This window comes from Bradyrhizobium sp. ISRA464 (assembly GCF_029910095.1).
GTDB lineage: Bacteria > Pseudomonadota > Alphaproteobacteria > Rhizobiales > Xanthobacteraceae > Bradyrhizobium.
The window spans coordinates 7,015,501-7,039,776 of the sequence record NZ_CP094526.1 but is presented as its reverse complement, the minus strand read 5'-3'; the positions used below and the strand labels follow the sequence as shown (position 1 = coordinate 7,039,776).

22 protein-coding genes are annotated in these 24,276 nt (G+C 65.4%); 12 read left to right on the top strand and 10 right to left on the bottom strand.

From position 1 onward, the window contains the following. Window positions 1–185: 185 nt before the first annotated feature. The 3 genes from flhA to MTX19_RS32615 all read right to left on the bottom strand — a co-directional run bounded on the left by flhA (window position 186) and on the right by MTX19_RS32615 (window position 3,635). Window positions 186–2,318, bottom strand: a complete 2,133-nt coding sequence (flhA, locus tag MTX19_RS32625; protein WP_280980891.1) for a flagellar biosynthesis protein FlhA — start codon at window positions 2,316–2,318, stop codon at window positions 186–188. A gap of 299 nt (window positions 2,319–2,617) precedes the next feature. Beyond that, on the bottom strand, window positions 2,618–2,914 hold the full coding sequence (locus MTX19_RS32620; RefSeq protein WP_280980890.1) for a hypothetical protein: 297 nt from the start codon (window positions 2,912–2,914) through the stop codon (window positions 2,618–2,620). 193 nt (window positions 2,915–3,107) lie between these two features. Then, window positions 3,108–3,635 carry a hypothetical protein gene (locus MTX19_RS32615; protein WP_280980889.1) on the bottom strand — a complete coding sequence of 176 codons (528 nt, stop codon included), beginning with the start codon at window positions 3,633–3,635 and terminating at the stop codon, window positions 3,108–3,110. Between MTX19_RS32615 and MTX19_RS32610 the strand changes: the two genes are divergently transcribed. Both MTX19_RS32610 and MTX19_RS32605 read left to right on the top strand, forming a co-directional pair. Next, window positions 3,635–4,093 carry a hypothetical protein gene (locus MTX19_RS32610; protein WP_280985654.1) on the top strand — a complete coding sequence of 153 codons (459 nt, stop codon included), beginning with the start codon at window positions 3,635–3,637 and terminating at the stop codon, window positions 4,091–4,093. The genes MTX19_RS32615 and MTX19_RS32610 overlap by 1 nt on opposite strands. Before the next feature lie 123 nt (window positions 4,094–4,216). Further along, window positions 4,217–5,452 carry an MFS transporter gene (locus MTX19_RS32605; protein ID WP_280980887.1) on the top strand — a complete coding sequence of 412 codons (1,236 nt, stop codon included), beginning with the start codon at window positions 4,217–4,219 and terminating at the stop codon, window positions 5,450–5,452. 98 nt (window positions 5,453–5,550) lie between these two features. Here the strand turns inward: MTX19_RS32605 and MTX19_RS32600 are convergent, their stop codons facing one another. Beyond that, complete coding sequence (locus MTX19_RS32600; protein ID WP_280973630.1) at window positions 5,551–6,099, bottom strand: cupin domain-containing protein; 549 nt, start codon at window positions 6,097–6,099, stop codon at window positions 5,551–5,553. 149 nt (window positions 6,100–6,248) lie between these two features. On the opposite strand from MTX19_RS32600, the gene MTX19_RS32595 reads away from it, so the two are divergent. Together MTX19_RS32595 and MTX19_RS32590 are read left to right on the top strand one after the other, a co-directional pair. Next, window positions 6,249–7,577, top strand: a complete 1,329-nt coding sequence (locus MTX19_RS32595) for an aspartate aminotransferase family protein (protein WP_280980886.1) — start codon at window positions 6,249–6,251, stop codon at window positions 7,575–7,577. Between the two features lie 199 nt (window positions 7,578–7,776). Then, the gene (locus tag MTX19_RS32590) at window positions 7,777–9,042 is read left to right on the top strand and encodes a D-amino acid dehydrogenase (protein WP_280985653.1); all 1,266 of its coding nucleotides are present in this window, start codon (window positions 7,777–7,779) and stop codon (window positions 9,040–9,042) included. Between the two features lie 38 nt (window positions 9,043–9,080). Here MTX19_RS32590 and MTX19_RS32585 read toward each other — a convergent pair whose 3' ends face one another. The 3 genes from MTX19_RS32585 to MTX19_RS32575 form a co-directional block, all read right to left on the bottom strand. Further along, window positions 9,081–9,284 (bottom strand): hypothetical protein, encoded by a 204-nt coding sequence (locus MTX19_RS32585; RefSeq protein ID WP_280980884.1) that lies wholly within the window; start codon window positions 9,282–9,284, stop codon window positions 9,081–9,083. Window positions 9,285–9,444: 160 nt separating this feature from the next. Beyond that, window positions 9,445–10,461: a methyltransferase gene (locus MTX19_RS32580; protein WP_280980883.1), complete on the bottom strand. Its 1,017-nt coding sequence runs from the start codon at window positions 10,459–10,461 to the stop codon at window positions 9,445–9,447. A gap of 21 nt (window positions 10,462–10,482) precedes the next feature. Beyond that, on the bottom strand, window positions 10,483–11,469 hold the full coding sequence (locus tag MTX19_RS32575) for a tripartite tricarboxylate transporter substrate binding protein (protein ID WP_280980882.1): 987 nt from the start codon (window positions 11,467–11,469) through the stop codon (window positions 10,483–10,485). A gap of 168 nt (window positions 11,470–11,637) precedes the next feature. On the opposite strand from MTX19_RS32575, the gene MTX19_RS32570 reads away from it, so the two are divergent. Further along, the gene (locus tag MTX19_RS32570; RefSeq protein WP_280980881.1) at window positions 11,638–13,107 is read left to right on the top strand and encodes a winged helix-turn-helix domain-containing protein; all 1,470 of its coding nucleotides are present in this window, start codon (window positions 11,638–11,640) and stop codon (window positions 13,105–13,107) included. A gap of 126 nt (window positions 13,108–13,233) precedes the next feature. On the opposite strand, the gene MTX19_RS32565 is transcribed toward MTX19_RS32570, so the two are convergent. Continuing rightward, entirely contained in the window at window positions 13,234–13,884 is a 651-nt protein-coding gene (locus MTX19_RS32565) for a TetR/AcrR family transcriptional regulator (RefSeq protein ID WP_280985652.1), read from the bottom strand. A gap of 153 nt (window positions 13,885–14,037) precedes the next feature. On the opposite strand from MTX19_RS32565, the gene MTX19_RS32560 reads away from it, so the two are divergent. Genes MTX19_RS32560 through MTX19_RS32550 form a run of 3 tightly spaced genes read left to right on the top strand, consistent with a single transcriptional unit; the run spans window position 14,038 to window position 17,849 of the window. Next, the gene (locus MTX19_RS32560) at window positions 14,038–14,535 is read left to right on the top strand and encodes a (2Fe-2S)-binding protein (protein WP_280980879.1); all 498 of its coding nucleotides are present in this window, start codon (window positions 14,038–14,040) and stop codon (window positions 14,533–14,535) included. Further along, a complete protein-coding gene (locus MTX19_RS32555) occupies window positions 14,532–15,578 on the top strand; it encodes a xanthine dehydrogenase family protein subunit M (RefSeq protein ID WP_280985651.1) in 1,047 nt (348 codons plus the stop codon). The genes MTX19_RS32560 and MTX19_RS32555 overlap by 4 nt, the downstream gene beginning before the upstream one ends. A gap of 3 nt (window positions 15,579–15,581) precedes the next feature. After that, complete coding sequence (locus MTX19_RS32550; protein ID WP_280980878.1) at window positions 15,582–17,849, top strand: xanthine dehydrogenase family protein molybdopterin-binding subunit; 2,268 nt, start codon at window positions 15,582–15,584, stop codon at window positions 17,847–17,849. A gap of 105 nt (window positions 17,850–17,954) precedes the next feature. Here MTX19_RS32550 and MTX19_RS32545 read toward each other — a convergent pair whose 3' ends face one another. Both MTX19_RS32545 and MTX19_RS32540 read right to left on the bottom strand, forming a co-directional pair. Continuing rightward, window positions 17,955–19,382 carry an IS1182 family transposase gene (locus MTX19_RS32545; protein ID WP_280983057.1) on the bottom strand — a complete coding sequence of 476 codons (1,428 nt, stop codon included), beginning with the start codon at window positions 19,380–19,382 and terminating at the stop codon, window positions 17,955–17,957. A 95-nt stretch (window positions 19,383–19,477) separates the two neighbouring features. Then, a complete protein-coding gene (locus tag MTX19_RS32540) occupies window positions 19,478–20,134 on the bottom strand; it encodes a cupin domain-containing protein (RefSeq protein ID WP_280980875.1) in 657 nt (218 codons plus the stop codon). Between the two features lie 164 nt (window positions 20,135–20,298). Here MTX19_RS32540 and MTX19_RS32535 point away from each other — a divergent pair, with 164 nt between their 5' ends. The 4 genes from MTX19_RS32535 to MTX19_RS32520 all read left to right on the top strand — a co-directional run bounded on the left by MTX19_RS32535 (window position 20,299) and on the right by MTX19_RS32520 (window position 24,221). Beyond that, on the top strand, window positions 20,299–21,066 hold the full coding sequence (locus MTX19_RS32535; protein WP_280980874.1) for an ABC transporter substrate-binding protein: 768 nt from the start codon (window positions 20,299–20,301) through the stop codon (window positions 21,064–21,066). A gap of 240 nt (window positions 21,067–21,306) precedes the next feature. Then, window positions 21,307–21,960, top strand: a complete 654-nt coding sequence (locus tag MTX19_RS32530) for an amino acid ABC transporter permease (RefSeq protein WP_280980873.1) — start codon at window positions 21,307–21,309, stop codon at window positions 21,958–21,960. Further along, window positions 21,957–22,688 carry an amino acid ABC transporter ATP-binding protein gene (locus MTX19_RS32525; RefSeq protein WP_280980872.1) on the top strand — a complete coding sequence of 244 codons (732 nt, stop codon included), beginning with the start codon at window positions 21,957–21,959 and terminating at the stop codon, window positions 22,686–22,688. The genes MTX19_RS32530 and MTX19_RS32525 overlap by 4 nt, the downstream gene beginning before the upstream one ends. Before the next feature lie 240 nt (window positions 22,689–22,928). Further along, window positions 22,929–24,221, top strand: coding sequence for an FAD-binding oxidoreductase (locus tag MTX19_RS32520; protein WP_280980871.1), 1,293 nt, complete (start codon window positions 22,929–22,931; stop codon window positions 24,219–24,221). Window positions 24,222–24,276: the final 55 nt, after the last annotated feature.

Here is a 24,276-nt window from a genome sequence, read left to right as displayed (position 1 = left end):
ACGTGATCGCGCGCGATCAAAAATGGCGGTCGAAAGGCGATTACGAATTAAAAGATAGTAACGTCAGTGGCTTGGATCGCTGCCGCATTGTGGCGGCCGAGATAGGGCCGTTCCGGCCGGTTCCGCACAAATCAGTTGCCTGTGACGCAAAAGCACTGCGCTAAAGCAACTGATTTGCCTCGCGTTTAGACGCTGCCGACCGTCTTCAAGCGTGCCCGCGGATGGATCTCGGCTTGCGACAGCACGGTGGTTTGCGAGCGGAACCGCTCGACCAGCGAGCGTACGAACGGCCGGATCGCAGCCGACGTCACCAGCACCGGCGCCTCGCCTTCGCGCGCTGCCTGCTCGAAAGCGTTGCGCACGGCAGTCATGAACTCGGAGAGCTTGGACGGTTGCATCGCCAGGCTGCGGTCGTCGCCCTGACCGACGATCGACTCGGCGAAGGCCTGCTCCCATCGTGCCGACAGCGCGATCAGCGGCAAATAGCCGTTCGGCGAGGTGTTCTGGGCGCAGATCTGCCGCGCCAGCCGGGCGCGGACGTGCTCGACCATGGTGGCCGGATTGCGCGAGAACGCCAGCGCATCGGCGATGCCCTCGAGGATGGTCGAGAGGTCGCGGATCGAGATGCGCTCGGCGAGCAGGAGCTGCAGCACACGCTGGATGCCCGACACCGTGACCTGGCTCGGCACGATGTCCTTGATCAGCTCGCCCTGTTCCTTCGGCAGGTCCTTGAGCAGCTTCTGCACCTCGCCATAGGACAGCAAGTCCGCCATGTTGGTCTTGAGCAATTCGGTCAGGTGCGTCGACATCACGGTGGCGGCGTCGACCACGGTGTAGCCCTTCAGCGCAGCCTCTTCCTTCAGGCCGGCATCGACCCAGGTGGCCGGCAGGCCGAAGGTCGGCTCCAGGGTGTGGATGCCGGGCAGCTGGACCTGGTTGCCGGCGGGGTCCATGACCATGAACTGGTTCGGCCAGATCTTGCCGGTGCCGGCGTCCACTTCCTTGATCTTGATGGCGTAGCTGTTGGCCTCGAGCTGCACATTGTCGAGGATGCGCACCGCCGGCATCACGAAACCCATCTCGATCGCGAGCGAGCGGCGCAGCGCCTTGATCTGCTCGGTGAGGCGGTCGGTGCCGTCGGGGCCGTTGACAAGGGGCAGCAGCGCGTAGCCGAGCTCGATCTTGAGGTCGTCGATCTTCAGCGCGGCGGAGATCGGCTCCTCCGCGGCGGCAGCGGCGGCTGCCGCGGAGGCAGCCGGGGCTGCTGCGGCGGCTTCCGCGGCCTTCACCGCTCGCTTCTGCTTGCGCGCGGTCCAGGCCAGCGCCGCGGCGCCGGAGCCCAGCGCCATGAAGGGGATCATCGGAATGCCGGGCAAGAATGACAGCACCAGCATGACGCCGGCGGACATGCCGAGCGCCTGCGGATAGCCGGAGAGCTGCCCCATCAGCGCCTTGTCGGCGGCGCCGGTGATGCCGGCCTTGGAGACGAGCAGGCCCGCCGCGGTCGAGACGATCAGGGCGGGCACCTGGGTGACGAGACCGTCGCCGACGGTCAGCACCGTGTAGGTGCGGGCGGCTTCGCTGAACGAGAGGCCCTGCTGCGCGACGCCGATGATGATGCCGCCGACGATGTTGATGCCGACGATCAGGAGGCCCGCGATGGCATCGCCGCGAACGAATTTCGAGGCACCGTCCATCGCGCCGAAGAAGCCGCTCTCGTCCTCCAGCGCCTTGCGGCGCTCCTTGGCGGCCTTCTCGTCAATCAGACCGGCGGAGAGGTCGGCGTCGATCGCCATCTGCTTGCCGGGCATCGAGTCCAATTGGAAGCGCGCCGCGACCTCGGCGATGCGGCCCGAACCCTTGGTGATGACCACGAAGTTCACGATCACCAGGATCGCGAACACGATGATCCCGATCACGAAGTTGCCGCCCATGACGAAGTTGCCGAACGCCTCGATGACATGGCCGGCGGCCGCGGTGCCCTCATGGCCGTGGCTCAGGATCAGCCGGGTCGAGGCCATGTTCAGCGACAGCCGCAGCATGGTCGAGATCAAGAGGATGGTCGGGAACGACGAAAATTCCAGCGCCGCCTGGATGAACAGCGAGGTCATCAGGATCAGGATCGAGACCGTGATCGAGACCGCCAGGAAGAGGTCGAGCACGAGCGAGGGCAGTGGCAGGATCAGCACCACCAGGATGGTGAGGACGCCGAGCGCCAGCGCGAGATCGCCGCGCTTTAGGATATCGCTGATCTCACTGAGGCTCGGGAAGCCGCCGCCTTTGCCCGCCGTGCCCTGACCCGCCGTGACGTCGACCATGGTAGCCGCTCTCCCCCGCGATTGGCGGCTGCGGCCGCCAAGCGTCTGCGCGACGGCCGCAGGGCCGCCGTTTCGAAAGTGAGGCACCGCACTTGCGTCCACGGGGATCTCCGCCCGTCATACGCGATCGACGACACTCGACTTCACTCGGCAATTTTTGCCCGGTGTATGGTTAGCAAAGGGTTAATTCGGCATTCGACTGGGTCGTTTGTCGGTCGGAGGGGGCGGGTACGCAGGCCTGCTGTACCCGTGAGCGGCGGGGCCGCGCGGTCACCTCGGCTGCCGGTACGGCCGGGCGGCTACCTGAGGGCGCTAAGCACGACGCCCGATGCGACAATGAGGCCCAGCAGGATGACGCTCGCGCGCCAGAGCAACTGCTGGCGCGCGGTGCGCCGGTCGTGGAAGGCGAGCCAGTCGCGCACAAAGCCGGCGGGGATGTCGAACACCACTGCCGGCTCTTCGAGGTGATGCGTTTCGTGCTCGCGGTACATCGTCCTGACGGTTGGGATGCCCAGCCGCTCGAGCTCGCAATGCCACTCCCAGGCATGCTTGCCGTTCGTCCAGCGATTTTCAAAAGGGATCACGTGCGATTTCATGACGAGCCTCCGGCTCACCCTGAACCCACGCCGCAAGTCTAGCCAATCTTGCAGGCCGGCGCGAGAGGACCGGGACAAGTGGCTTCGGGCCGCTCGCGCTGTGCGTTGGTCCGAAATGCGTCCTCCGGGCGCGTCGTGCGCCGCACAAGCGGCGCGGAACGCGGCGGCGTTTCAGGATGCTCGGGCCTGTCGCCTAGTTCGCTGAATGCATCCAGTTGCGCCAATGCGTGGGCTGGATGCCGAGGTGCTTCCTGTTGGCATCGTCGATCCATTCGGCACCTTCCCTGTGACATGGGAATACAAGCGCGTGGACAATTCCATCATAGTCGAGGACGCAGACTTCGAGCTCCCGGTCTGATGGCGCGGTTGAGACGGGCAGCCATTCCGCTGACGACAAATGCATGATGACCCTCCGGCGATGCAGGCTTTGATCCTTGTCTTGCGAGGCGTCCGGCATGGTGCCGGCACGCAGGCAACTCCTTCGCGCTTTGTTGGCTACGGGCGTGCAACCGGTCTTCCGAGCACGCGCCGCCATCGTAACGGGGATGGCGAACCGCCTGTATGAACGGGCACACATTGTAGCAGGCTTCCTGGCCAGCACGATCACCATCCGGCGAGCGATATTCCCGAACGGGCCGGCGCGCCGCGGCAGGGATTGAACCTGCTGATCCCTGCGCCCGACGAAGTGCGAGATCATCGTCCATGAGGCAGGGTTGCTCAATGCCAAGTCAAATGCACCGCACTGTTGCCGTGGCCGGCAGGCCGGGCCTCGCGAGCATCAGCTTCGTCGCGGCCATCACCCTTTGCCTCGCGCCGGCCGCTGCCGCAAAACCGCCGGGCTTCGAAGCCGCGATGATCCGCATGCTGGCTTGCGAGGGCGAGGGTGTCAGGATGGAGGTCTATCTGCCGCTATCGGTCGATCGTCACATGAGAGGCGGACAATCCGTGATCGGCTACTACGCACTCGATCTGACGGAGGCGAACAAGGGCAAGCCGCTCGAGCCGGTGCGCGTCACCCTGAGCGCTGACAAGACAACCGTGACGGTCGATCAATATACGCGCGGACTGCCGCCGACCCGCATTCCGGTCGGTGGCGGCACCGTCGACTTCGACCAGCGGTTCGGCAAGCGGGCGAAGTGCGGTGCCTTCCAGTCGCAGGACCCGGATTTCGCCAAGTAATTCGCCAAGTAAGCTGTCGCATCGGGGGGCTGTCAGGCGGCAACGCTCCCTCGGTCTTGCATGCCTAACCTCTCGGCATCGTGGCTTGACCCGGAGGCGATTGCCGACGAAGTTGCGCCTGCCGTGGAAACTTATTCTCAATATTCCCTCGAAACCGACCAGTTCATTCCCGACTCCCGCCGGGCGTGGCTGAGGCTTGCCGTCGCTGTGGTCATCGGCTCGCTCGGCAGCGTCGGCATGTGGTCGGTCGTTGTGGCGCTGCCGGTGGTGCAGTCCGACTTCGCGGCAACGCGCGGGACCGCATCGCTCGCCTTCACCATGGTGATGCTGGGCTTCGGCCTCGGCCAGGTGGTGACCGGCAAGATCAGCGACCGCTATGGCATTGTCGCCGCGATCGGCGTCGGGATCGGCATCCTCGGACTCGGCTATATCGGTGCGGGCTATGCGCCGTCGGTCTGGGCGTTCATCCTGCTCCATTTCGCCATCGGCCTGTCCTCGGCGGCGACCTTCGGTCCGCTGATGGCCGAGGCCTCGCACTGGTTCGACCGCTATCGCGGGCTCGCGGTCGCGATCGCCGCGAGCGGCAACTATATCGGCGGCACGCTGTGGCCGCCGGCCGTGAATTTCGGAATCCAGACGTTCGGCTGGCGCACCACCCATATCGCGATCGGCGTCTTCACCGCGATCGCCATGGCGGTCGCGCTCGTCGTGCTGCGCCTGTTGATGGGGGCGGCTGTCAGGCGCAGCCATGTCAGCGCGCCGCCGCCGCGGGTCGACTTGAAGCTCTCCACCAGTGCCTTGACCGCGATCCTGTCGGTGGCCTCGATCTCCTGCTGCGTGGCGATGTCGATGCCGCAAGTCCACATCGTCGCCTATTGCGGCGATCTCGGCTACGGCGTGGCGCGCGGCGCCGAGATGCTGTCCCTGATGCTCGGCTTCGGCATCATCAGCCGGATCGGCTCCGGCTTCCTCGCCGACAAGATCGGCGGCATCCGCACGCTCCTGATCGGCTCGATCGCGCAAGGGTCGGCGCTGCTGTTCTATCTGTTCTTCGACAGCCTGACCTCGCTCTACATTATCTCGGCGATGTTCGGTCTGTTCCAGGGCGGCATCGTGCCGAGCTATGCGATCATCGTGCGCGAGGCGATGCCGGCGGCGGAGGCGGCGACCCGCATCGGCATCGTGATCTTCGCCTCGGTGTTCGGCATGTCCCTCGGCGGCTGGATCTCGGGCGTGATCTTCGACGCCACCGGCTCCTACGCCGCGGCCTTCGCCAATGGCCTGGCCTGGAACCTGCTCAACGTCACCATCATGCTGCTGTTGCTGATGCGCGCACGGCAGCGGCTGGCGCTGGCATAGAGAGCGTTTTCAAGCGAAGCCTGTCCCGGACTTGATCCGTGATGGACACCGGTTCGCGTGAAGAAAACGCGTCGAAACAAGAATTGCGCGCGCCGGGTTCAAAACGAGGGCGGCGTGCAGGCCGAGATCACCTCGCAGGGCTTGGCGCCGATGCAGCGGAAGCGATGCGGGCGACGGCTCTCGAAATAATAGGCGTCGCCGGCGTTCAGCACCCGCCGCTCGTCGTCGACAGTGACCTCGAGCCGTCCGCTCACCACGATACCGCCTTCCTCGCCCTCATGGGACAGCGGCACCCGGCCGGTGTCGCTGCCGGGCTCGTAGCGCTCTTTCAGGATCTGCAACGCGCGACCGAACAGATTGTCGCCGACCTGGCGATAGGAGATCGGGTTCTTGCCGATCTCGGTCAGCTCCTCGGCGCGGTAGAATGCCTTGCGCGGGCGCTCCGGCTCGATCGCGAAGAACTCCGCAAGCCCCATCGGGATGCCGTCGAGGATGCGCTTCAGCGCACCGACCGAGGGATTCATCTGGTTGGATTCGATCAGCGAGATCGTCGAATTGGTCACGCCGGACCGCTTGGCGAGTTCCCGCTGCGACAGCTTGTGGCGCGCGCGGATGAATCGCAGCCGTCCGCCGATATCGACGCTCATGGCAAGGTCCTGTTGCAGGTGTTGCGGATCGAACAAATCTTCGCAGACCGCCTCAATGAGATCAATGGCTTGCGGTGCGACAGAAAAGGACTTGTTGAGTAGTGCGAAGCGTGGTCCGACTATTAGGCAGTCAGCAATGGAGCGCCGCCGTGACCGTTCATCAGATTCCGAACACCATCAAGACCGATTCGTTCTGGATGCCGTTCACGGCCAACCGGCAGTTCAAGAAAACGCCGCGGCTGTTCTCCTCCGCCAAGGGCATGTATTACACCTCCGTCGACGGGCGGCAGGTGATCGACGGCTCGGCTGGCCTCTGGTGCGTCAATGCGGGCCATGGCCGCCCCCAGATCGCGTCCGCCGTCGAGCGGCAGCTCAGCACGCTGGATTTTGCGCCCTCTTTCAACATGGGCCATCCGCTGGCGTTCGATTTCGCCGAGCGGCTCGCCGAGATCGCGCCGAAGGGGCTGGACCGCATCTTCTTCACCAATTCGGGCTCTGAATCGGTCGATACCGCGCTGAAGATCGCGCTGGCCTATCACCGCGCCACCGGCCAGCCGACCCGCACCCGCTTGATCGGCCGCGAGCGCGGCTATCACGGCGTCGGCTTCGGCGGCATGTCGGTCGGCGGCATGGTCGCCAACCGCCGCGCCTTCGCGACCCATCTCCCGGGTGTGGACCACATCCGCCACACCCACGATCTCGCCCGCAACGCCTTCGCCAAGGATCTGCCGGATCACGGCGCCGAGCTCGCCGACGACGTCGAGCGGATGGTGGCGCTGCATGGCGCCGACACCATCGCCGCCGTGATCGTCGAGCCGGTGCCCGGCTCGACCGCAGTGCTGCCACCGCCGAAGGGTTATCTGCAGCGGCTGCGCGAACTCTGCACCAAGCATGGCATCCTCCTGATCTTCGACGAGGTCATCACCGGCTTCGGCCGTCTCGGCACGCCGTTCGCCGCCAACTTCTTCGGTGTCACGCCCGACCTGATGACGACCGCGAAGGGCATCACCAACGGTGCCGTGCCCTGCGGCGCTGTGTTCGCCGACCGCAAGATCTATGACGGGCTGATGACCGGCCCGGAGGGCACGATCGAGCTGTTCCACGGCTACACCTATTCGGCGCATCCGGTGGCCTGCGCCGCCGGCCTTGCCACGCTCGACATCTACAAGGACGAGGGCCTGCTGACCCGTGGCGCATCGCTCGCCGATTACTGGCGCGATGCCCTGCATTCGCTGAAGGGTCTGCCGAACGTCATCGACGTCCGCAATGTCGGCCTGATGGGCGCGGTCGAAGTCGCGCCGCGCAAGGATGCCCCCGGTGCGCGCGGCTACGACATCATGGTCGATTGCTTCAACAACGGCCTCTATCTGCGCCTGGGCGGCGATTCCATGGCGATGTCGCCGCCTTTGATCGTCGAGAAGAAGCACATCGACGACATGGTCTCGATCCTCGGGGATGCCATCAAGCGCGTGGCCTGATCATTGCAAAGCGTTTTCCAGCGAAGTGGACACCGGTTCGCTTAAGGAAAACGTGGCAAAAAGAATCCAGAGCTCGTTCCGACTCGATCGGAACGAGCTTTGGCTCGATAGTCGCTAGCCCTACAAAATGCTGTCGCCGTTGCGAAGCAGACGGGTTTCGCAGCGGCGAATGCATTTCCGCTGCAGGATGTGAGGAACAGTGAAGGTCCTTGTTCTCGGCAGTGGCGTGATCGGCGTCACCTCGGCCTATTATCTCGCCCGCGCCGGCCACGAGGTGACGGTGATCGACCGTCAGCCCAAGCCCGCGCTCGAAACTTCGTTCGCCAATGCCGGCGAGGTGTCGCCCGGCTATTCCTCGCCCTGGGCCGGCCCCGGCGTGCCCGTGAAGGCGGTGAAGTGGCTGTTGATGAAGCATGGTCCGCTGGTGATCCGCCCGAAGCTCGATCCGGTGATGTGGCTGTGGCTGCTCAAGATGCTGCGCAACTGCACCAGCGCGCGTTACGCCGTGAACAAGAGCCGGATGATTCCGATCGCGGAGTACAGCCGCGATTGCCTGCGCGGCCTGCGCGACGAGATCGGCATCCGCTACGACGAGCGTGCGCGCGGCACGCTGCAGCTGTTCCGCTACCAGGCGCAGCTCGATGGCACCGGCGAGGACATCGCCGTGCTCAAGCAATACGGCGTGCCTTTCGAGGTGCTCGACCGCGACGGCTGCATCGCCGTGGAGCCGGCGCTGGCGCAGGTGAAGAAGAAGTTCGCAGGCGGGCTACGATTGCCGCACGACGAGACCGGCGATTGCCACATGTTCACGCAGACGTTGGCGCTGGAGGCCGGTAAGCTCGGTGTGCGCTTCAATTTCAATGTCGGCATCGACGGGCTGAACGCGGATGCGACCCGCATCACGGGAGTAGCGACCAGTGCCGGTGTGATGCAGGCCGATGCTTATATCCTCGCGCTCGGCAGCTATTCGCCGCATCTGGTGCGGCCGCTCGGCATCTCGCTGCCGGTCCATCCGGTGAAGGGCTATTCGATCACCGTGCCGATCAGGGATGCGGCCGGCGCACCGGAATCGACCGTGATGGACGAGAGCTACAAGGTCGCGATCACGCGGCTCGGCGATCGTATCCGCGTCGGCGGCACCGCCGAGATCTCGGGCTATTCGACCAAGCTCTACGCCGCGCGGCGCGCGACGCTGGATCATTCGCTGACCGATCTGTTTCCGCGCGGCGGCGATCTTTCCAGGGCGACGTTCTGGTGCGGCCTGCGCCCGATGACGCCGGACGGCCCGCCGGTGATCGGCGCGACGCGCTACGCCAATCTGCATCTCAACACCGGTCACGGCACGCTCGGCTGGACCATGGCCTGCGGCTCGGGGAGGGTGCTGGCGGATATGCTCTCGGGCAAGACGCCCGAGATCGACACCAAGGAGCTGTCGATCACCCGCTACGATCACCGCTTCGGCTGAGGCCGTGCGTTCGGCGCGCGCCAATCACGGTGTGCGCGCTAGGCGATGTCGAACTCCTGCTGCATCCGGGTGACTTCCTCGCGCAGCTGCTTTTCCTTCGCCTCGTCCAGCGCGGTCTCGCGCGTGCCTCCAAGGTCCCAGCTCGGGTCGTAGCCCTTGAGGCGGATCAGCTTCAGTCCCTTGACGCCCGATCGCCTTTCGAGTTCGGCGGTGAGTTCATGCTGCATTTGAAGTATCTTCATACTGGTGGTCCTCCTCGGTCTTCGTTATCGGGCTGAACAGGAGAGCCGGCCGTAGGTTCCTCGTGCCGTGCAGGACGCTGTTCAGCCTTGTTTTTCACAGGCCATTGGGGCTTCCAGAGGACGGCCGTGGGGCAAGCGATGGGATGCTTCGTTGCTGCGCTCACGCCCGATGGCCGACAATCATTGAGTGTCCACCTGGTAGTTTTTCGACGCGGATGCGGACGAAGCCCAACTTGCGCATCCAGCCGACACAATCCGCGCCGCTATAGCCGAAGCCTGTCGCGGTCCATAGCAGCATGTTCAGGGATGAGAGGAGTGCGCTCACTTCGGCGAACCGATCATCGTCGATCAGCAGGTCATAGACGAGGGCAGCGCCGCCGGGCGGCAGAGCATCGTAGGCCTTCTGGAGCAACATTGTCTTGGTGGCCAAATCCCAATTGTGCAGGATGCGGCCGAACACGATCACATCGGCTGCCGGCAGGCGATCCCTGAAGAAGTCGCCGGCCACGAAACGCAATCGCTTGTCGAGGCCGGCGTCGCGAACGTAGCTCTCGAAAGCCTGTCGTAGCGGTGGAAGGTCGAAGCCAATTGCGCTGAGATGCGGATGGGCTCGCGCCACTTGCGCCGGCAGACAACCCTGTGACGTGCCGATGTCGCAGAGCGTGGTGTAATCCCGCCAGGGGAAGCGCTCGGCGATGGCCTGAGCCGCCACCAAGCTGCCAGCCGTCATTGCATTGACGAAAGTCTCAGACCCCGCGGCGTCGTCATAGAGCGATTTGAAATGATCCTGGCCGTGGATCTCCGCCTTCGGCTTTCCGGTCTTCAACGCCTCGGTGAGCGCGCCCCACATGTCATATTCCCGGCGGCTGTATTGTTCGAAGCTCCCGCCAAGATAGGTTGATTTCGCCCGGTCCAGATATCGATCGCAGTCGGGCGCGTTGTGGTAGCGGCCCTCTGCATCGCGCGTCAGAAGGTGAAGCGCCACAAGCGTGTCGAAGAAGTCTCGCGCGCCGCGCGGCGCGATGCCGAGCCGGCTTGCAAGGCCTGCCGCATCGAGCGGCGCGACCGCCAGCGTCGAGAACAGATCCAGCTCCACCGCGCTCAGCAGGACTCTCGCGCGCCGATAGCTGCTTCCGATCTCGAAGAGCCGCTCCGCGAACGTGCTGTCTTTCTTCATGTGATGTCTCCTGCCAACCGCTTATTCCGCGGGCGGCGCGCCTGCTGCTGGCGCGAGCTTCGCCAGCGCTGCGCGCTCGTTCACCACCATCTGCTTCAGCTCTGCGGGCGTCGTGATCCGCATCTTCATGCCGATGGCGTTGAACTTTGCCGCCAGATCCCGGTCGGTCGCGATCACGCGAAGGTCGGAGCTGATGCGTTCGATAGCGTCCGCCGACATTCCGCGTGGTCCGAAAAATCCGAGGAATGCCTCATAGCGGAGGTCGGGAAATCCCGCCTCGTCGGCCGTTGGCACGTCGGGCAGACCGGGTGCGCGATCCCTGTTCGTGACCGCGATGATCTTGACCTTGCCGGCCTGCGCCATCGGCAACTGGGTTGCGACTGCCGCGGCGTAGAGCTGGAGTCGCGCCTGCGACAGGTCCTGCATGGCCGAAGTGACGTCCCGATACGGAACATGCGTCAAATCGACGCCCACGTTCTTGAAGAACCCCGGTATCAGATAGTCCAGGCTCCCGGGCGTGCCGCCCCAGTTGAATTGACCGGGCCGCAATTTCGCGAGCGCGAGAAAGTCGGCGACGGTTCCAACCGGCAGCGAGGCCGGCACTCCGATCCCGACATAGACCTCGGCGCCGCCGGAGATCGGCAATAGATCATTCATCGGCTCATAGGGCAGTTTGCCGGCGTGTGAGATCTGGTTGCTCGTGAGCGGTCCACCATTCGTGTAAAGGATCGTGTGCCCGTTGGTCGAGTTGAGGACCGATGTCACCGCGATGATCCCATCGGCGCCAGGGCGGTTCTCGACGATCACAGGCTTGCCCCACAGCTTCGCGAGGCGATCAGCAAAGGGGCGGGCCGTGATGTCGCCACCGCTGCCCGGCGGAAACGGAGTGATGATCCTGACGGCCTGCGCGGGCCAGGTGCCGGCGTGGGTCTGGGCGCGCGCCGCTGCCGACAGTCCGGCTATCAAGGCGATGGCGGAGAGGGCTGTGAGTGCAGGAGTTGTGCGCATCGCGTTACCTCAGGGGCGGCGGTCAGCCGGCTTGCGATGCTGGACACCTAGCTCCGCGCGCGCCTAAGGTCCTTGTTTCAGAACCTGAAGAGTTCTGAACGTTAATGCGCGTGAGGCGAGACGGTGACTGACACTCCCGTGAGATTTGGGCGCTTTCAGCTTGATGTGATGAACCGTGCGCTCACGTGCTCCGGAGCCCCCGTCAAGCTTAACAGCCGCGCGTTCGACATCCTGTGCGAACTGGCCCTCGCGCACGGCGAGGTCGTCGACAAGGATCGGCTGATGGCGCGGGTCTGGGCCGGCCGGATCGTGGAAGAGAATGCAATCCAGGTTCATGTCTCCTCGCTGCGCAAGGCGCTCGAGGCAGCGGGCGAGGGGCAGAGCCACGTGGTCACGGTGCCTGGTCGTGGATATCGACTCGTCGGCATGGACACATCCACAACATCGCCGGGCTCTGTCGATCAGGGTGGAAACCACCCGGGCACATCGGTCGCCGTTCTTCGTTTCGCAAACCTGAGCGGAGATCCGGCCCAGGACTACTTTGCCGATGGGATTGTCGAGGACATCATTACCGGGCTCTCGCGCATCGGCGGCATTTCAGTGATCGCGAGCAATTCCAGCTTCACCTACGGTGCCGAGGCTCCGGACCTCGCCAAGGTCGGCCGCGACCTTGGATGCCGCTATCTGGTGCAGGGGAGCGTTCGCAAGGCGGATCATCGGATCAGGATCACAGCCCGGCTGGTGGAAGCGGAATCGGGCCGATCGCTGTGGGCCGAGCGCTACGACCGCCGGTTCGATGATCTGTTCGAGGTTCAGGACTCGATTGCAATGAGCCTGATCGGCGCGATCGAGCCGAACCTTCGCAAGGCCGAGGTGAACCGGGTGAGGCGCGCGCGCCCCAACAACCTCGGCGCCTATGATCTGGTTCTCAGAGCGCTCTCCTCGATGCGCACCACGATGCCGGTCGGGGCGGGCGAGGCCATTCCCTTGCTGCAGCAGGCGCTGGAGCTTGAGCCCGACTATTCGGCGGCGCATGCCCATCTGTCGCGCTGCTTCCAAATCAGGTTCAGCCGCCAGGGATTGCACGAGTCCGACCGCGAGTTTGCGATCCGCCATGCCCGTGCCGCCACGCGGAGCGACGATGCGACCGCGCTCGGGACCGCCGGGCTGGTGATCTGGTTCCTGGATTCCGATGCTCAGGCGGCCTTCGACGTCTTCGACCGCGCCCTGTCGATCAGCAACTCGAACGTCGTCGCCCTCGGCAACAGTGCCTTTGCGCAGGCCTGGATGGGGCGGACCGAGGTCGCGATCGCGCGGGCGCAACGTGCTCTCGAATTGAGTCCGTTCGATACACTGATCGCTCACATGGCGGTCGCGGTCGCGGAATTGCATCTGAACAGATTTGAGAAGGCCCAGTGGGCTGCCAGCCTCGCCGTGGAGGCGAATCCGTCGTTCAGCGTTCCGCTCATTCTGTTGACGGTCGCGCTTGTCAGGCTCGGCCGCATGAAGGACGCAAGGGCGACCGCGTCCAAAGTCCTCGCCCTTGATCCGACCTTCACGATGCCGGTGTGGTCGGTGACTGTAAGGAAGAACCCGGCCGTCTTCGATCCGATCGCCGAAGCCTGGACCAAGCTGTGAGATCTGCGGCTTGCCGGATCGATGTCCGGCGGCTCGGACCTCGCGATGTCCGCTCTTGCGTCGCCAGGGATATCGTGAACATCACGCGCATCCTGATCGGCGCGACGTCTCTTGCGCGTATATGCTCTAACGCGTTTGCTTCCGGCTTGGGCTCCTTCCAGTCGGCTTGGATCTTGCGGTCGGCTCCGTCCTGCCCGCCGGCCGCAGGCGCAGACCATCGACGAACACATCCAGCAGCCGCAGTGCGGTGGTCTGCCAGCCGGGCTGGTCGTGCATGTAGCACATGCCGATCAGAGCGCGCAGCACGTCCTCGGCGCTGATGTCGGCGCGGATCTCGCCGGCCGCGACCGCGCGCGCGAGCAGGGTGCCGATCGCCTTGGTCAGGCGGTCGAAGGAATAAGCGTGCAGTTCGGTCGAGCCGTGCGCGACCAGCGCCAGCGCCGCCACCATGCCCTTCTTGGTTGCGACGAATTCGACATTGGCGCGCAGCCAGCGCCGCAGCGCCTCGACCGGATCGGGCGCATTCTCCAGTTGCTCGGCGAGATCGCCGAGCTGCTCGACCTCGCGGCGATAGACGGCTTCATACAGCGCCTCGCGGGTCGGAAAGTGGCGGTAGAGCGTGCCGATGCCGACGCCGGCATGCCGCGCCACGGCCTCCAGGCTCGCCTCGCTGCCGCCGGCCGAGAACACCGCTTTTGCCGCCTCCAGCACGCGCTCGCGATTGCGCACGGCATCCGCGCGGGGCTTGCGAACAATTTCTGTTGAACGACCGGCCATTCCTTTTTTCTTTTCACCCTCCCTTGTAAACGGAGGATGCCTCCGTATATGGCGACCAGCATCCGGCCCGACAAGGCGCGCCGACCATCGGTCGGCGGCGGCGGGATCGCGTTGCCTCGATTCAAACCGACCATACACGGATCGGAGCCCTGCATGAATCTCCCTCTCAGTCTCACCATCAATGGGGTCCGCCGGGACATTACGCTCGACGACCCCCGCGTCACCCTGCTCGACCTCTTGCGTGAGCGCCTCGACCTCACCGGAACCAAGAAGGGATGCGACCGCGGCCAGTGCGGCGCGTGCACCATCCTGGTCGACGGACGCCGCATCAACTCCTGCCTCGCGCTCGCCGTCAGCCACGACGGCGCCGAGATCACAACCATCGAGGGCGTCGCGCACGGCGACCAGCTGCACCCGGTGCAGGCCGCCTTCATCGCGCATGACGGTTTCCAGTGCGGCTTCTGCACGCCGGGCCAGATCATGAGCGGCATCGGCCTGATCCAGGAAGGCCAGGCCGGTGACGATCCGGAGCGCGTGCGCGAATGCATGAGCGGCAATCTCTGCCGCTGCGGCGCCTATGCCGGGATCACCGAGGCCGTGCTGGAGGCGACGGCCGAGATCAATGCTGGCAACCGGAGGCGCTCCGCATGATGAACTTCGATTATGTCAGGCCGGCCAGCGTCACTGAAGCGATCGCGGCGGCATCCGAGAAGGGAGCGACCTATCTCGCGTCGGGTACTAATCTGCTCGACCTGATGAAGGGCGGCGTCAGCCGGCCGAGCCGGCTGGTCGACGTCACGCGCCTGCCCGGGCTCGACCGCATCGAGCATCTTGCCGACGGCTCTTTGCGCATCGGCGCGCTGGTGCGCAATGCCGATCTCGCGCATGACGCGGAATTCGCGCGCTTCTATCCGGCGGTCGCCGAGGCGCTGCTGTCGGGTGCGTCGGCGCAGCTTCGCAACGCCGCGACCGTCGGCGGCAATCTGATGCAGCGGACGCGCTGCGCCTATTTCTACGACGCCGCCAGCGCCTGCAACCGGCGCTGGCAGGGCGCCGGCTGCGATGCGCGACGCGGTGAGAACCGGCTGCACGCGGTGCTCGGCTGGAGCGAGGGCTGCATCGCAACCCATCCCTCCGATTTCTGCGTGCCGCTGGTTGCGCTCGACGCCGTCGTCGAGATCGAGGGCGCGGGCGGCCGGCGCGAGCTGCCGCTCGAGGCGCTGCATCGGTTGCCCGGCGACACGCCGGAGCGCGAGACGGCGCTCGAGCCGGGCGATCTGATCGTCGCGCTGCGCCTGCCGGCCGAGGCGAAGGATTTCGCCGCGCATGCGCGCTACATCAAGGTGCGCGAGCGCACGTCCTATGCCTTCGCCGTGGTGTCCGCCGCGGCAGCCTTGCGGATCGCGGATGGCACAATCCGCGAGGCGCGGCTTGCGCTTGGTGGCGTCGCGGCCAAGCCGTGGCGGACGCGCGAGGCCGAGCAGGTGCTTGCGGGTCGCGCGCCCGATGCAGCCCTCTATCGCGAGGCGGCGCGCACCGCGCTCGCCGATGCAAGGCCATCCGGCGACAACGCCTTCAAGATCGAGCTTGCGCAGCGCATCGTCGTGCGCGCGCTTGCCCTTGCCGCCGCAGGCACGCCGGCGCGCATTCCCGCGCTGCCCGCCTCTCCCTTCTCATCCGTTGCAGGAGCGTAATGCATGACGCCCGAACTCAATCTCACCCGCGATCCCGCCCATCTCAGGCATGGCTCGAACATCGGCCAGCCGCTGACCCGCACCGATGGCGTTTTGAAGGTGACCGGCAAGGCGCGCTATGCCGCGGACAATCATCCGCCCGGCATGCTCTATGCCGTGATCGCGACGAGCTGCATCGCGCGCGGTCGCGTCAAGTCGCTCGATGTCGCCGCCGCCAAGCGCCATCCCGGCGTCGTCGACGTGATGACACCGGCGCACAAGCCCGAACTTGCGGAAGATCCCGACGCCAAGGGCAATCCGTTCACCTTCCGCATGGAGCTGTTGCAGACCAACGAGGTGCGCTACGCCAACCAGGCGATCGCGGTGGTGATCGCCGAGACGCTGGAGGCCGCGACCGAAGGCTCGGCGCTGCTCTCGCCGCGCTACCAGGTCGAGATCGCGCGCGTCGGCCTCGACGCCGGCGAGCCCTACGTGCCGCCGGTGGTCGGCATCGGCAATCCCGCCGAAGTCCAGCACGGCGATATCGATGCGGGTTTTGCCGCGGCGTCGAAGCTGACGGACGCGACCTATGAGACGCCGGCGCAGTATCACAACGCGATGGAGCCGCACGCGATCGTCGCGGTGTGGGACGGCGACAAGCTCTTCATCGACACGCCGAGCCAGGGCATGGCGATGGCGCAGCTGCGGATCGGCGGATTGTTCGGCATTCCGCCGGCCAATATCCATATCAACAGCCCGTTCCTCGGCGGCGGCTTCGGCTCCAAGGGCCTGGTGTCGGGACCGCAGGTGCTCGGCATCATGGCCGCAAAGCTGGTGGGGCGTCCGGTCAAGCTCGCGCTGCGCCGCAGCCAGATGTATGGCCCGGTCGGGCATCGTTCGGCGACCCGGCAACGGCTGCGCATCGGCGCTGACGATGATGGCGTGCTGACCGCGATCGATCATCACGCGCGCATTACCACCTCGAGCTTCGACGATTTCTACGAGCCCGCTGCCGATGCCTCGCACACGCTCTACGCAAGTCCTGTGATCCGGACCGCGCATGAGGCGGTGCGCGTCGATACCGGCACGCCGCTGTTTATGCGCGCGCCGGGGGAGGCGACCGGCTCGATCGCGCTGGAGAGCGCGATCGACGAGGCGGCGTTCGCCTGCGGCATCGATCCGCTGGACTTCCGGCTGAAGAATTACGCGGAGGTCGAACCGACCACCGGCAAGCCGTTCTCCTCCAAGGCGCTGCGGCAGTGCTACGCCCGCGGTGCCGAACGCTTTGGTTGGGCACGCCGTCCGCTGCAGCCGCGCGAGATGCGCGATGAGAACGGCTTCCTGGTCGGCTGGGGCATGGGCACGGCGACCTTCCCGGCGCTGATGTTCCAGGGCAATGCCCGCGCCGTGATCCGCGCCGACGGGCGCGGTGTGATGGAGAGCGGCGCGCATGACATGGGGCAGGGCGCCTGGACCGCGCTGACCCAGATCTCGGCTGATGCGCTCGGCCTCGATCTCGAGCAGATCGAGTTCCGCTCGGGCACGTCGGATCTGCCGGACGCCGGCATCGCCGGCGGCTCGGCGCACACCGCAACCGTCGGTGCCGCGATCCACAATGCCGGCGCGGCCGTGATTGCAAAGCTCGCCGACCTCGCGACTAGGGACGAGCGGTCGCGGCTGTTCGGCGCCGGCAATGCCGGCGTGGTTGCGCGGGCCGGGCGGTTGCATCGGCGCGACGACGATACGCGCAGCGACAGCTATGCCGACATCCTCGCCCGCGCCGGGCTCGCCGAGATCGATGCAAGCGGCACCGGCGCGGCAAATCCGGCGGCGCAATCGCAATACGCGATGCACGCGCATGGCGCCGTGTTCGCCGAGGTGAAGGTCGATCCGGAGCTCGGTCAGATCCGCGCGACTCGGCTGGTGGGTGCCTTTGCCGCCGGCCGCATCATCAATCCGCGCCTGGTCCAAAGCCAGCTTTACGGCGGCATGATCTGGGGCCTCTCCTTCGCGCTGCATGAGGAGGCGGTGATCGACCGCAGATCGGGCCGTATCCTGAATGCGAACCTTGCCGAGTACCACGTGCCTGTGAATGCCGACGTGCCGCCGATGGATGTGATCACCGTCGACGAGCACGATCCGCATGTGAATGCGCTCGGCATCAAGGGCGTCGGCGAGATCGGCATCACCGGCAGCGCCGGTGCCGTCGCCAATGCCGTCTGGCACGCCACCGGCATCCGCGTCCGCCGCTTCCCGATCAAGATCGAGGATGTGGTGATGGGGTTGGGTTGATGTCGTTCGACACGACGAAGGGTTAATCATCATCGTCGTCCCGGCCTTCCAGGCCGTGCAAAAATGTCGGCGCGGTGCCTGGAGCTGAGAACGAGGAGGGCACCCTCAAGCTGGACAGGGCCGGAGCGCCTTGAGCAGAGCGGGTACGCTCTTGATGGCAATCAGTCTCTTGAGGTTGTAGGCGATGATGCTGAGCGCCAGTTCGGCTTTGGCTTTGCGCAATCCGCGGACGAGGAAGCGCGGGGTTCCCATCAACCATTTGATGGTCGCGAACGGATGCTCGGCGACTTCGCGGCGGAGCCTCATCCAGCTTGGATCGGCGATCGCCCGCTGATGCATGGCCTCGCGGTCATCGTCATGGAAGCCGCGCACGATGATCCGCTGCGCCGCCTCGGTGCATTGCGATTTCAGCGGACAGGCCGGGCAGGCTTGCGTCCGATATTCCTTCTTCTGTTTGGTGTGGGAGGTCTTGAAGAGTTGGAGGACCTCACCGGCAGGGCAACCCCAGCTGTCGCTCTCTCGGGCGTAGCTGAACTGATCGCGGCTGAAGTATTGCTTGCCCTTCGGATTGACCCGCTCGCCATGCGGTACGATCGCGGTGATCCCGTCCTGCTCACATTGCTTGCCGTGCGCGCCGTTGGCATAGCCGGTATCGGCAACGACGCTCACCTGATCGGCGCCGACGGCCGCCTTGCCCTGCCGGGCCATCGGGTGGAGTTGCTGCAGATCGTTGCCCTCGTTGGTCAGATCGAACGCAACGATCATGTCATGCTGGGCATCGACCGCGATCTGTGCATTGTAGGCAACCTGATGGCCGCGCGGCGTGCGCATGAGCTTGGCCTCAGGCTCACCCAGCACCTTCTGCTTGAGCCCTTCCTGAACCAGCTGTTCGGCCTGCTGCTGCAATTCAGCCCGCTGAGCCCTCAACGCGGCAAGGGCTGCAGCCACGTCGGTCTTGGTCGGCTCAAGCGGCGTCTCCTCGGCGTCGGCCTCATCCATCGCCGTCAGGTAGTCGGCGATCTTGCGCTCGATCGCCGCATCCCGCTCCGCAAGCTTCGCCTTGGTGATCACCTGCTTGCGGCTCGCCGCCGCAGCAATCTTGCTCCCGTCGATCGCCAGGACTTCGCCTCCAAACACCGATTGCTCGCGGCAGAACTTTATAAAGGCCCGGCAGACCCCGGCAATCGCCTCAGGATAGTCCTTGCGGAAGTCCGCAATGGTCTTGAACACCGGCCTCACCCGGTTGATCAGCCAGAACACTTCGACATTGCGCCGAGCCTCACGCTCAAGCCGCCGGCTCGAACGCATCTGGTTCAGATACCCGTAGACATAAAGCTTCAACAGATCGCGCGGATCGTAAGGCGGCCGCCCCGTCGCCTCCGCCTCAACGTTCGAGAAACCCAGCCCGGCAAGGTCCAGGCTGTCCACAAAACCGTCAATGACGCGCACCGCGCTGTCTGCCGCGATCACCTCGTCCAACGTCTCGGGATACAACGTCGCCTGATAGCGCGATTGGCCAACGATGTGTGCCATCCTGCCCCCGAATCCGTCTCTGCCTCCCAAATCCAACATCAGACCGTGGTTTTTGCACGGCCTGCTTCGCCGGGACGACGATGGATAGACGCGACTCAGCCCGCCGCCGTCACGCAATTCACCCACAGCACCACGGCCTTCGCATCGTCGGCCGGATTGGAGAAGCGGTGCGGCCGGCGGCTGGCGAAGCGGAAGCTGTCGCCCTGCTTCAGCGTCCAGGTCTCGGCGTCCACGGTCAGCGTCATCTCGCCTTCGAGCACAAGGCCGGCTTCCTCGCCGTCATGGGTGTAGAGCTCGTCGCCCGTGCTGCCGCCGGGCGCGAGATGCACCAGGAACAGATTGAGCCGGCTTTCGCTGCCGGCCGGGCTCAGCAATTGCTTCGAGACTCCGGTGCGCCACAGCTTCAGCTCGGCGCGCTGCGCCTCGCGGGTGACCACGCCGTTTGAGGCAGCGTCGTCATTCGGTGCGGCACCGAACAGCCCGGCGATGCCGACGCCGAGCACATCGGCGAGCGTCGCCAGCACCCGCAGCGAGGGCGACGAAAGGCCGCGCTCGATCTGGCTGATGAAGCCGATCGACAGCCTGGTGCGGGCGGCGATCGTCTCCAGCGACATCTGCTTGGCGCGGCGCAGATCGCGGATGCGGCGTCCGACCGCGAGGTCGACCGGCGGCTCGGCCGGCTTCCTTGCCGCGCGGTGCGCCGTCGCAGGCTTGCCTGCCGCTCCCTTGCGCATTCGCTTGCCGCCGCTCACGTCAGGCCGCTTCCTTCATGTGCATGAAAACTGCTTGCATTGGCCGCGGTTTCGTGACCACAATTTCATATCGGTGAAAATAGGCCGGAACGGCGTCGCCCGCAACAACAAGCTCGAAACCATCGGGCGACGCGGCGCCAGTGTCAGCTTCGGGAGGTGTTGCGATGTCCTTTCAGCGTCTCGTCCAGGCCGCGATCGCGGCGCTTGCCATTGCCTTGAGCGCGCCGTCGCAGGCGCAGCAAGTCCTGAAGGTCGGCTCGACACCGACCGGAATCCCCTTCACCTTCCTCGACACCAAGACCAGCTCGATCCAGGGCATCATGGTCGATCTCGCCACCGAGATCGGCAAGGACGCCGGCTTTTCCGTTCAGATCGAGCCGATGCAGTTCTCGGCGCTGATCCCCTCGCTGACCTCGAACAAGATCGACATCATCGCCGCCGCGATGTTCGCGACCGCCGCGCGCAAGGAGGTGATCGACTTCTCCGATCCCGTCTACACCTATGGCGAGGGCCTCGTGGTGCCGAAGACCGACACCAAGGCCTACACCTCGCAGGAGGATTTGAAGGGCACGGTGGTCGGCGCCCAGGTCGGCACCGCCTTTGTCGACGCGCTGAAGAAGACCGGGCTGTTCAGCGAGGTGAAGGTCTACGACAGCATTCCCGACATCCTGCGCGACGTGAATGCAGGCCGCCTCAAGGCCGGCTTCGCCGACTATCCGATCCTTGCCTACAACCTGCAGCAGGGCAATTTCGCCGACGTGCGCCTGGTCGATGGCTACAAGCCCGCCACCGTCGGCACTGTCGCGATCGGCGTCCGCAAGAGCGACACCGCGCTGCTCGCGAAGATCAATGCCTCGCTTGCCAAGCTCAAGGCCAGCGGCACCATTGCAAAGATCCTCGAGAAATGGGGCCAGAAGGCCAACGCGTCCTGAGAGCGTGTGCCCGGGATTTGAAATTGTGCTTCACCGTATTCTCCACGTCATTGCGAGCCAACGGGTCGGCGCGCAGCGCCGCCCGATGACAGGCTCCGCGAAGCAATCCATCGGCCCGCACACGCGGAGCGATGGATTGCTTCGTCGCTGGCGCTCCTCGCAATGACGGGCGTGGATACATTCGCAGCCTTTCACCCAAGAGCTCGTCAACTATCCCTATGAAGTCGCGCGTTTGAGCCGATGCAGAAATTTGTCAGTGACGCCGCCGAGTTCGTGCCGATCCTGCTGCAGGGTGTTTGGCTGACAGTCGTCGTCACCGTCGGCTCGCTGGCGCTGTCGACCGTGCTCGGGCTGGTGTGGGCACTGATGCGGGTGTCGGGCATCGGCTTCTTCGTGGGCCTCAGCGCCTCGCTCATCAACGTGATCCGCGGCATCCCGATCATCGTGCTGCTGTTCTACCTCTATTTTGTGATGCCCGATTTCGGTATCGCGCTGACGGCGCTGCAGGCGGCGATCCTCGGGCTCGGCATTGCCTATTCGGCCTACCAGGCCGAAAACTTCCGCGCCGGCATCGAGGCGATCGACAAGGGACAGATCGAGGCGGCGCAGACCATCGGGATGGGCTGGTGGCTCACCATGCGCCGTGTGGTGCTGCCGCAGGCAGTCAGGATCGTGCTGCCGCCCTACGGCAACATCATGATCATGATGCTGAAGGATTCGTCGCAGGCCTCGACGATTACGGTCGCCGAGCTCGCGCTGCAGGGTAAATTGATCGCCTCCTCCACCTTCAAGAACACCAGCGTATTCACGCTTGTTGCGCTGATGTATCTGACCATGAGCATTCCGCTCATCCTCTTGGTTCGGCACTTCGAGACCAAGGCGAACCGCAAATGATCGAGCTGAAAGACGTTCACAAGAGCTTTGGCAAGGTCGAGGTGCTGAAGGGCATCTCGGCGTCGGTCGCGAAAAGCGAGGTGGTCTGCATCATCGGCCCCTCCGGCTCCGGCAAGTCGACCATCCTGCGCTGCATTAACGGGCTCGAGAGCTATGACCGTGGCGAGATCAGCGTCGAGGGTGCGCGGGTCGATCGCAACTCGCCCTCGATCGTGGCGATCCGCACCCAGGTCTCGATGGTGTTCCAGCGCTTCAACCTGTTCCCGCATCGCACCGCGCTGGAGAACGTCATCGAGGGGCCACTCTATGTGAAGAAGGAGCCGCGTGAGCAGGCGATCGCGCGCGGCCGTGCGCTGCTGACACAGGTCGGTCTCGCCGAGAAGGCCGACGTGCATCCGCCGCAGCTCTCGGGCGGCCAGCAGCAGCGCGTCGCCATCGCCCGCGCGCTGGCGATGCAGCCGAAGGCGATCCTGTTCGACGAGCCGACTTCGGCGCTCGATCCTGAACTGGTCGGTGAGGTGCTCTCGGTGATGCGCAAGCTCGCCGACGACGGCATGACCATGGTCGTCGTCACCCACGAGATGGGCTTCGCCCGCGACGTCGCCGACCGCGTGCTGTTCATCGACGGCGGCGTCATCGTCGAGCAGGGCGCCGCCAAGTCCGTGCTCAATCAACCGCAGCACTCGCGCACGCAGGATTTCCTGCGCCGCGTGCTGCACCCGTTGTGACCCGGAGGCGATGAAGTTGAGCCGAACAGTTGCCGCATCGGAACTGTGCTCCCTCTCCCGCTTGCGGGGGAGGGGTGGGGTGGGGGTCTCGCCACGAGTCGGAGTCTCGTTGCGGAGAAAGCCCCCACCCGCATTGCATCTGCGATGCAATGCGACCTCCCCCGCAGGCGGGAGAGGTGAAGGGAGCGCGTGGATATGCCGACGCGCCCACATCGCCTTATCCAAGTTCGGTACCCTCCCATGACCCCACCCACTCGCCTGCCGCTGCCGCCTAGCCTCTATGCCGACACCGCCGCGCCCGCGGAGCCGACGCCGCCGCTCACCGTGGATACGAGCGTACCGGTCGCGATCATCGGCGGTGGCTTCACCGGGCTCTCCACCGCGCTGCATCTCGCCGAGCAGGGCGTCTTCGCCACCGTGCTGGAAGCGCAGGAGCCTGGCTGGGGTGCGTCCGGCAACAATGGCGGGCAGACCAATCCCGGGCTGAAGCACGACCCCGATCAGATCGAGGCCGATTTTGGCCCCGACCTCGGCCGCCGCATGATCGAATTCTCCTACGGCACCACCAACTTCACGCATGATTTGATCCGCCGCTATCAGATTCCCTGCGAGGCGCGGCAGAACGGCACGCTGCGCGCCGCCTACAACCAGGCCAGCGCCGCTGCGATCGCGGCGACCGCGAAGCAATGCATCGCACGCGGCATGCCGGTGAAGCTGCTGAACGCCGCCGAGATGCGCGAGCTGACCGGCAGCGACCGCTACCTCGGCGCCATGCTGGATGCGCGTGGCGGCGACCTGCATCCGCTGAGCTACGCGCGGGGACTGGCGCGCGCCGCGATCGGCGCTGGCGCGGCCGTGCATGGCGAGACGCCGGCGCTGTCGCTGCGGCGCGACGGCAGCCGCTGGCGGATCGAGACGCCTCGCGCGGTGGTGCATGCCGACAAGGTGCTGCTCGCGACCAACGGCTTCACCGACGATCTCTGGCCGGCGCTCCGCCGCAGCATCGTGCCGGTGTTCTCCTCGATCGCCTGCACCGCGCCGCTGTCCGACGAGGTCGCCCGCGCGATCATGCCGACGCGGCCCGTGCTCTACGAGAGCGGCCACATCACGGTCTATTACCGCATCGACCAGCGCAATCGCCTGTTGATGGGCGGCCGTGGCCCGATGCGCTGGATCAAGAGCCCGTCCGACGTCGCCTATCTGATGCGCTATGCCGAGCGGCTGTGGCCGCAGCTCAAGGGTGTCGCCTGGACCCATGGCTGGAACAGCCGGCTCGCCATCACCGCGGATCACTATCCGCATGTGCACGAGCCCGCCGAGAATCTTTTGATCTCGCTCGGCTGCAACGGCCGCGGTGTCGCGCTCTCGACCGCGATGGGGGCGCAACTTGCCCGCCGTCTGATCGGCGGCGCCACGGCCGAGATCGACATGCCGATCACGGGCATTAAGCCGATACCGATGCACGCATTCTGGCGCGTCGGTGTCACCACCGCCGTGCTGGCGGGGCGGGTGAGGGACCGGCTGGGGGTGTGATCGCGGACTGTCGTCGAAGGCGTCAATCACTGATTTGCCCGACGAGACTGGGCAA

Coding starts and splice junctions, on each gene's coding strand:
- flhA (WP_280980891.1), bottom strand. CDS start 2,318: ATGGTCGACGTCACGGCGGGTCAGGGCACGGCGGGCAAAGGCGGCGGC.
- MTX19_RS32620 (WP_280980890.1), bottom strand. CDS start 2,914: ATGAAATCGCACGTGATCCCTTTTGAAAATCGCTGGACGAACGGCAAG.
- MTX19_RS32610 (WP_280985654.1), top strand. CDS start 3,635: ATGCCAAGTCAAATGCACCGCACTGTTGCCGTGGCCGGCAGGCCGGGC.
- MTX19_RS32600 (WP_280973630.1), bottom strand. CDS start 6,099: ATGAGCGTCGATATCGGCGGACGGCTGCGATTCATCCGCGCGCGCCAC.
- MTX19_RS32585 (WP_280980884.1), bottom strand. CDS start 9,284: ATGAAGATACTTCAAATGCAGCATGAACTCACCGCCGAACTCGAAAGG.
- MTX19_RS32580 (WP_280980883.1), bottom strand. CDS start 10,461: ATGAAGAAAGACAGCACGTTCGCGGAGCGGCTCTTCGAGATCGGAAGC.
- MTX19_RS32575 (WP_280980882.1), bottom strand. CDS start 11,469: ATGCGCACAACTCCTGCACTCACAGCCCTCTCCGCCATCGCCTTGATA.
- MTX19_RS32570 (WP_280980881.1), top strand. CDS start 11,638: ATGAACCGTGCGCTCACGTGCTCCGGAGCCCCCGTCAAGCTTAACAGC.
- MTX19_RS32565 (WP_280985652.1), bottom strand. CDS start 13,884: ATGGCCGGTCGTTCAACAGAAATTGTTCGCAAGCCCCGCGCGGATGCC.
- MTX19_RS32560 (WP_280980879.1), top strand. CDS start 14,038: ATGAATCTCCCTCTCAGTCTCACCATCAATGGGGTCCGCCGGGACATT.
- MTX19_RS32555 (WP_280985651.1), top strand. CDS start 14,532: ATGATGAACTTCGATTATGTCAGGCCGGCCAGCGTCACTGAAGCGATC.
- MTX19_RS32550 (WP_280980878.1), top strand. CDS start 15,582: ATGACGCCCGAACTCAATCTCACCCGCGATCCCGCCCATCTCAGGCAT.
- MTX19_RS32545 (WP_280983057.1), bottom strand. CDS start 19,382: ATGGCACACATCGTTGGCCAATCGCGCTATCAGGCGACGTTGTATCCC.
- MTX19_RS32535 (WP_280980874.1), top strand. CDS start 20,299: ATGTCCTTTCAGCGTCTCGTCCAGGCCGCGATCGCGGCGCTTGCCATT.
- MTX19_RS32530 (WP_280980873.1), top strand. CDS start 21,307: ATGCAGAAATTTGTCAGTGACGCCGCCGAGTTCGTGCCGATCCTGCTG.
- MTX19_RS32525 (WP_280980872.1), top strand. CDS start 21,957: ATGATCGAGCTGAAAGACGTTCACAAGAGCTTTGGCAAGGTCGAGGTG.
- MTX19_RS32520 (WP_280980871.1), top strand. CDS start 22,929: ATGACCCCACCCACTCGCCTGCCGCTGCCGCCTAGCCTCTATGCCGAC.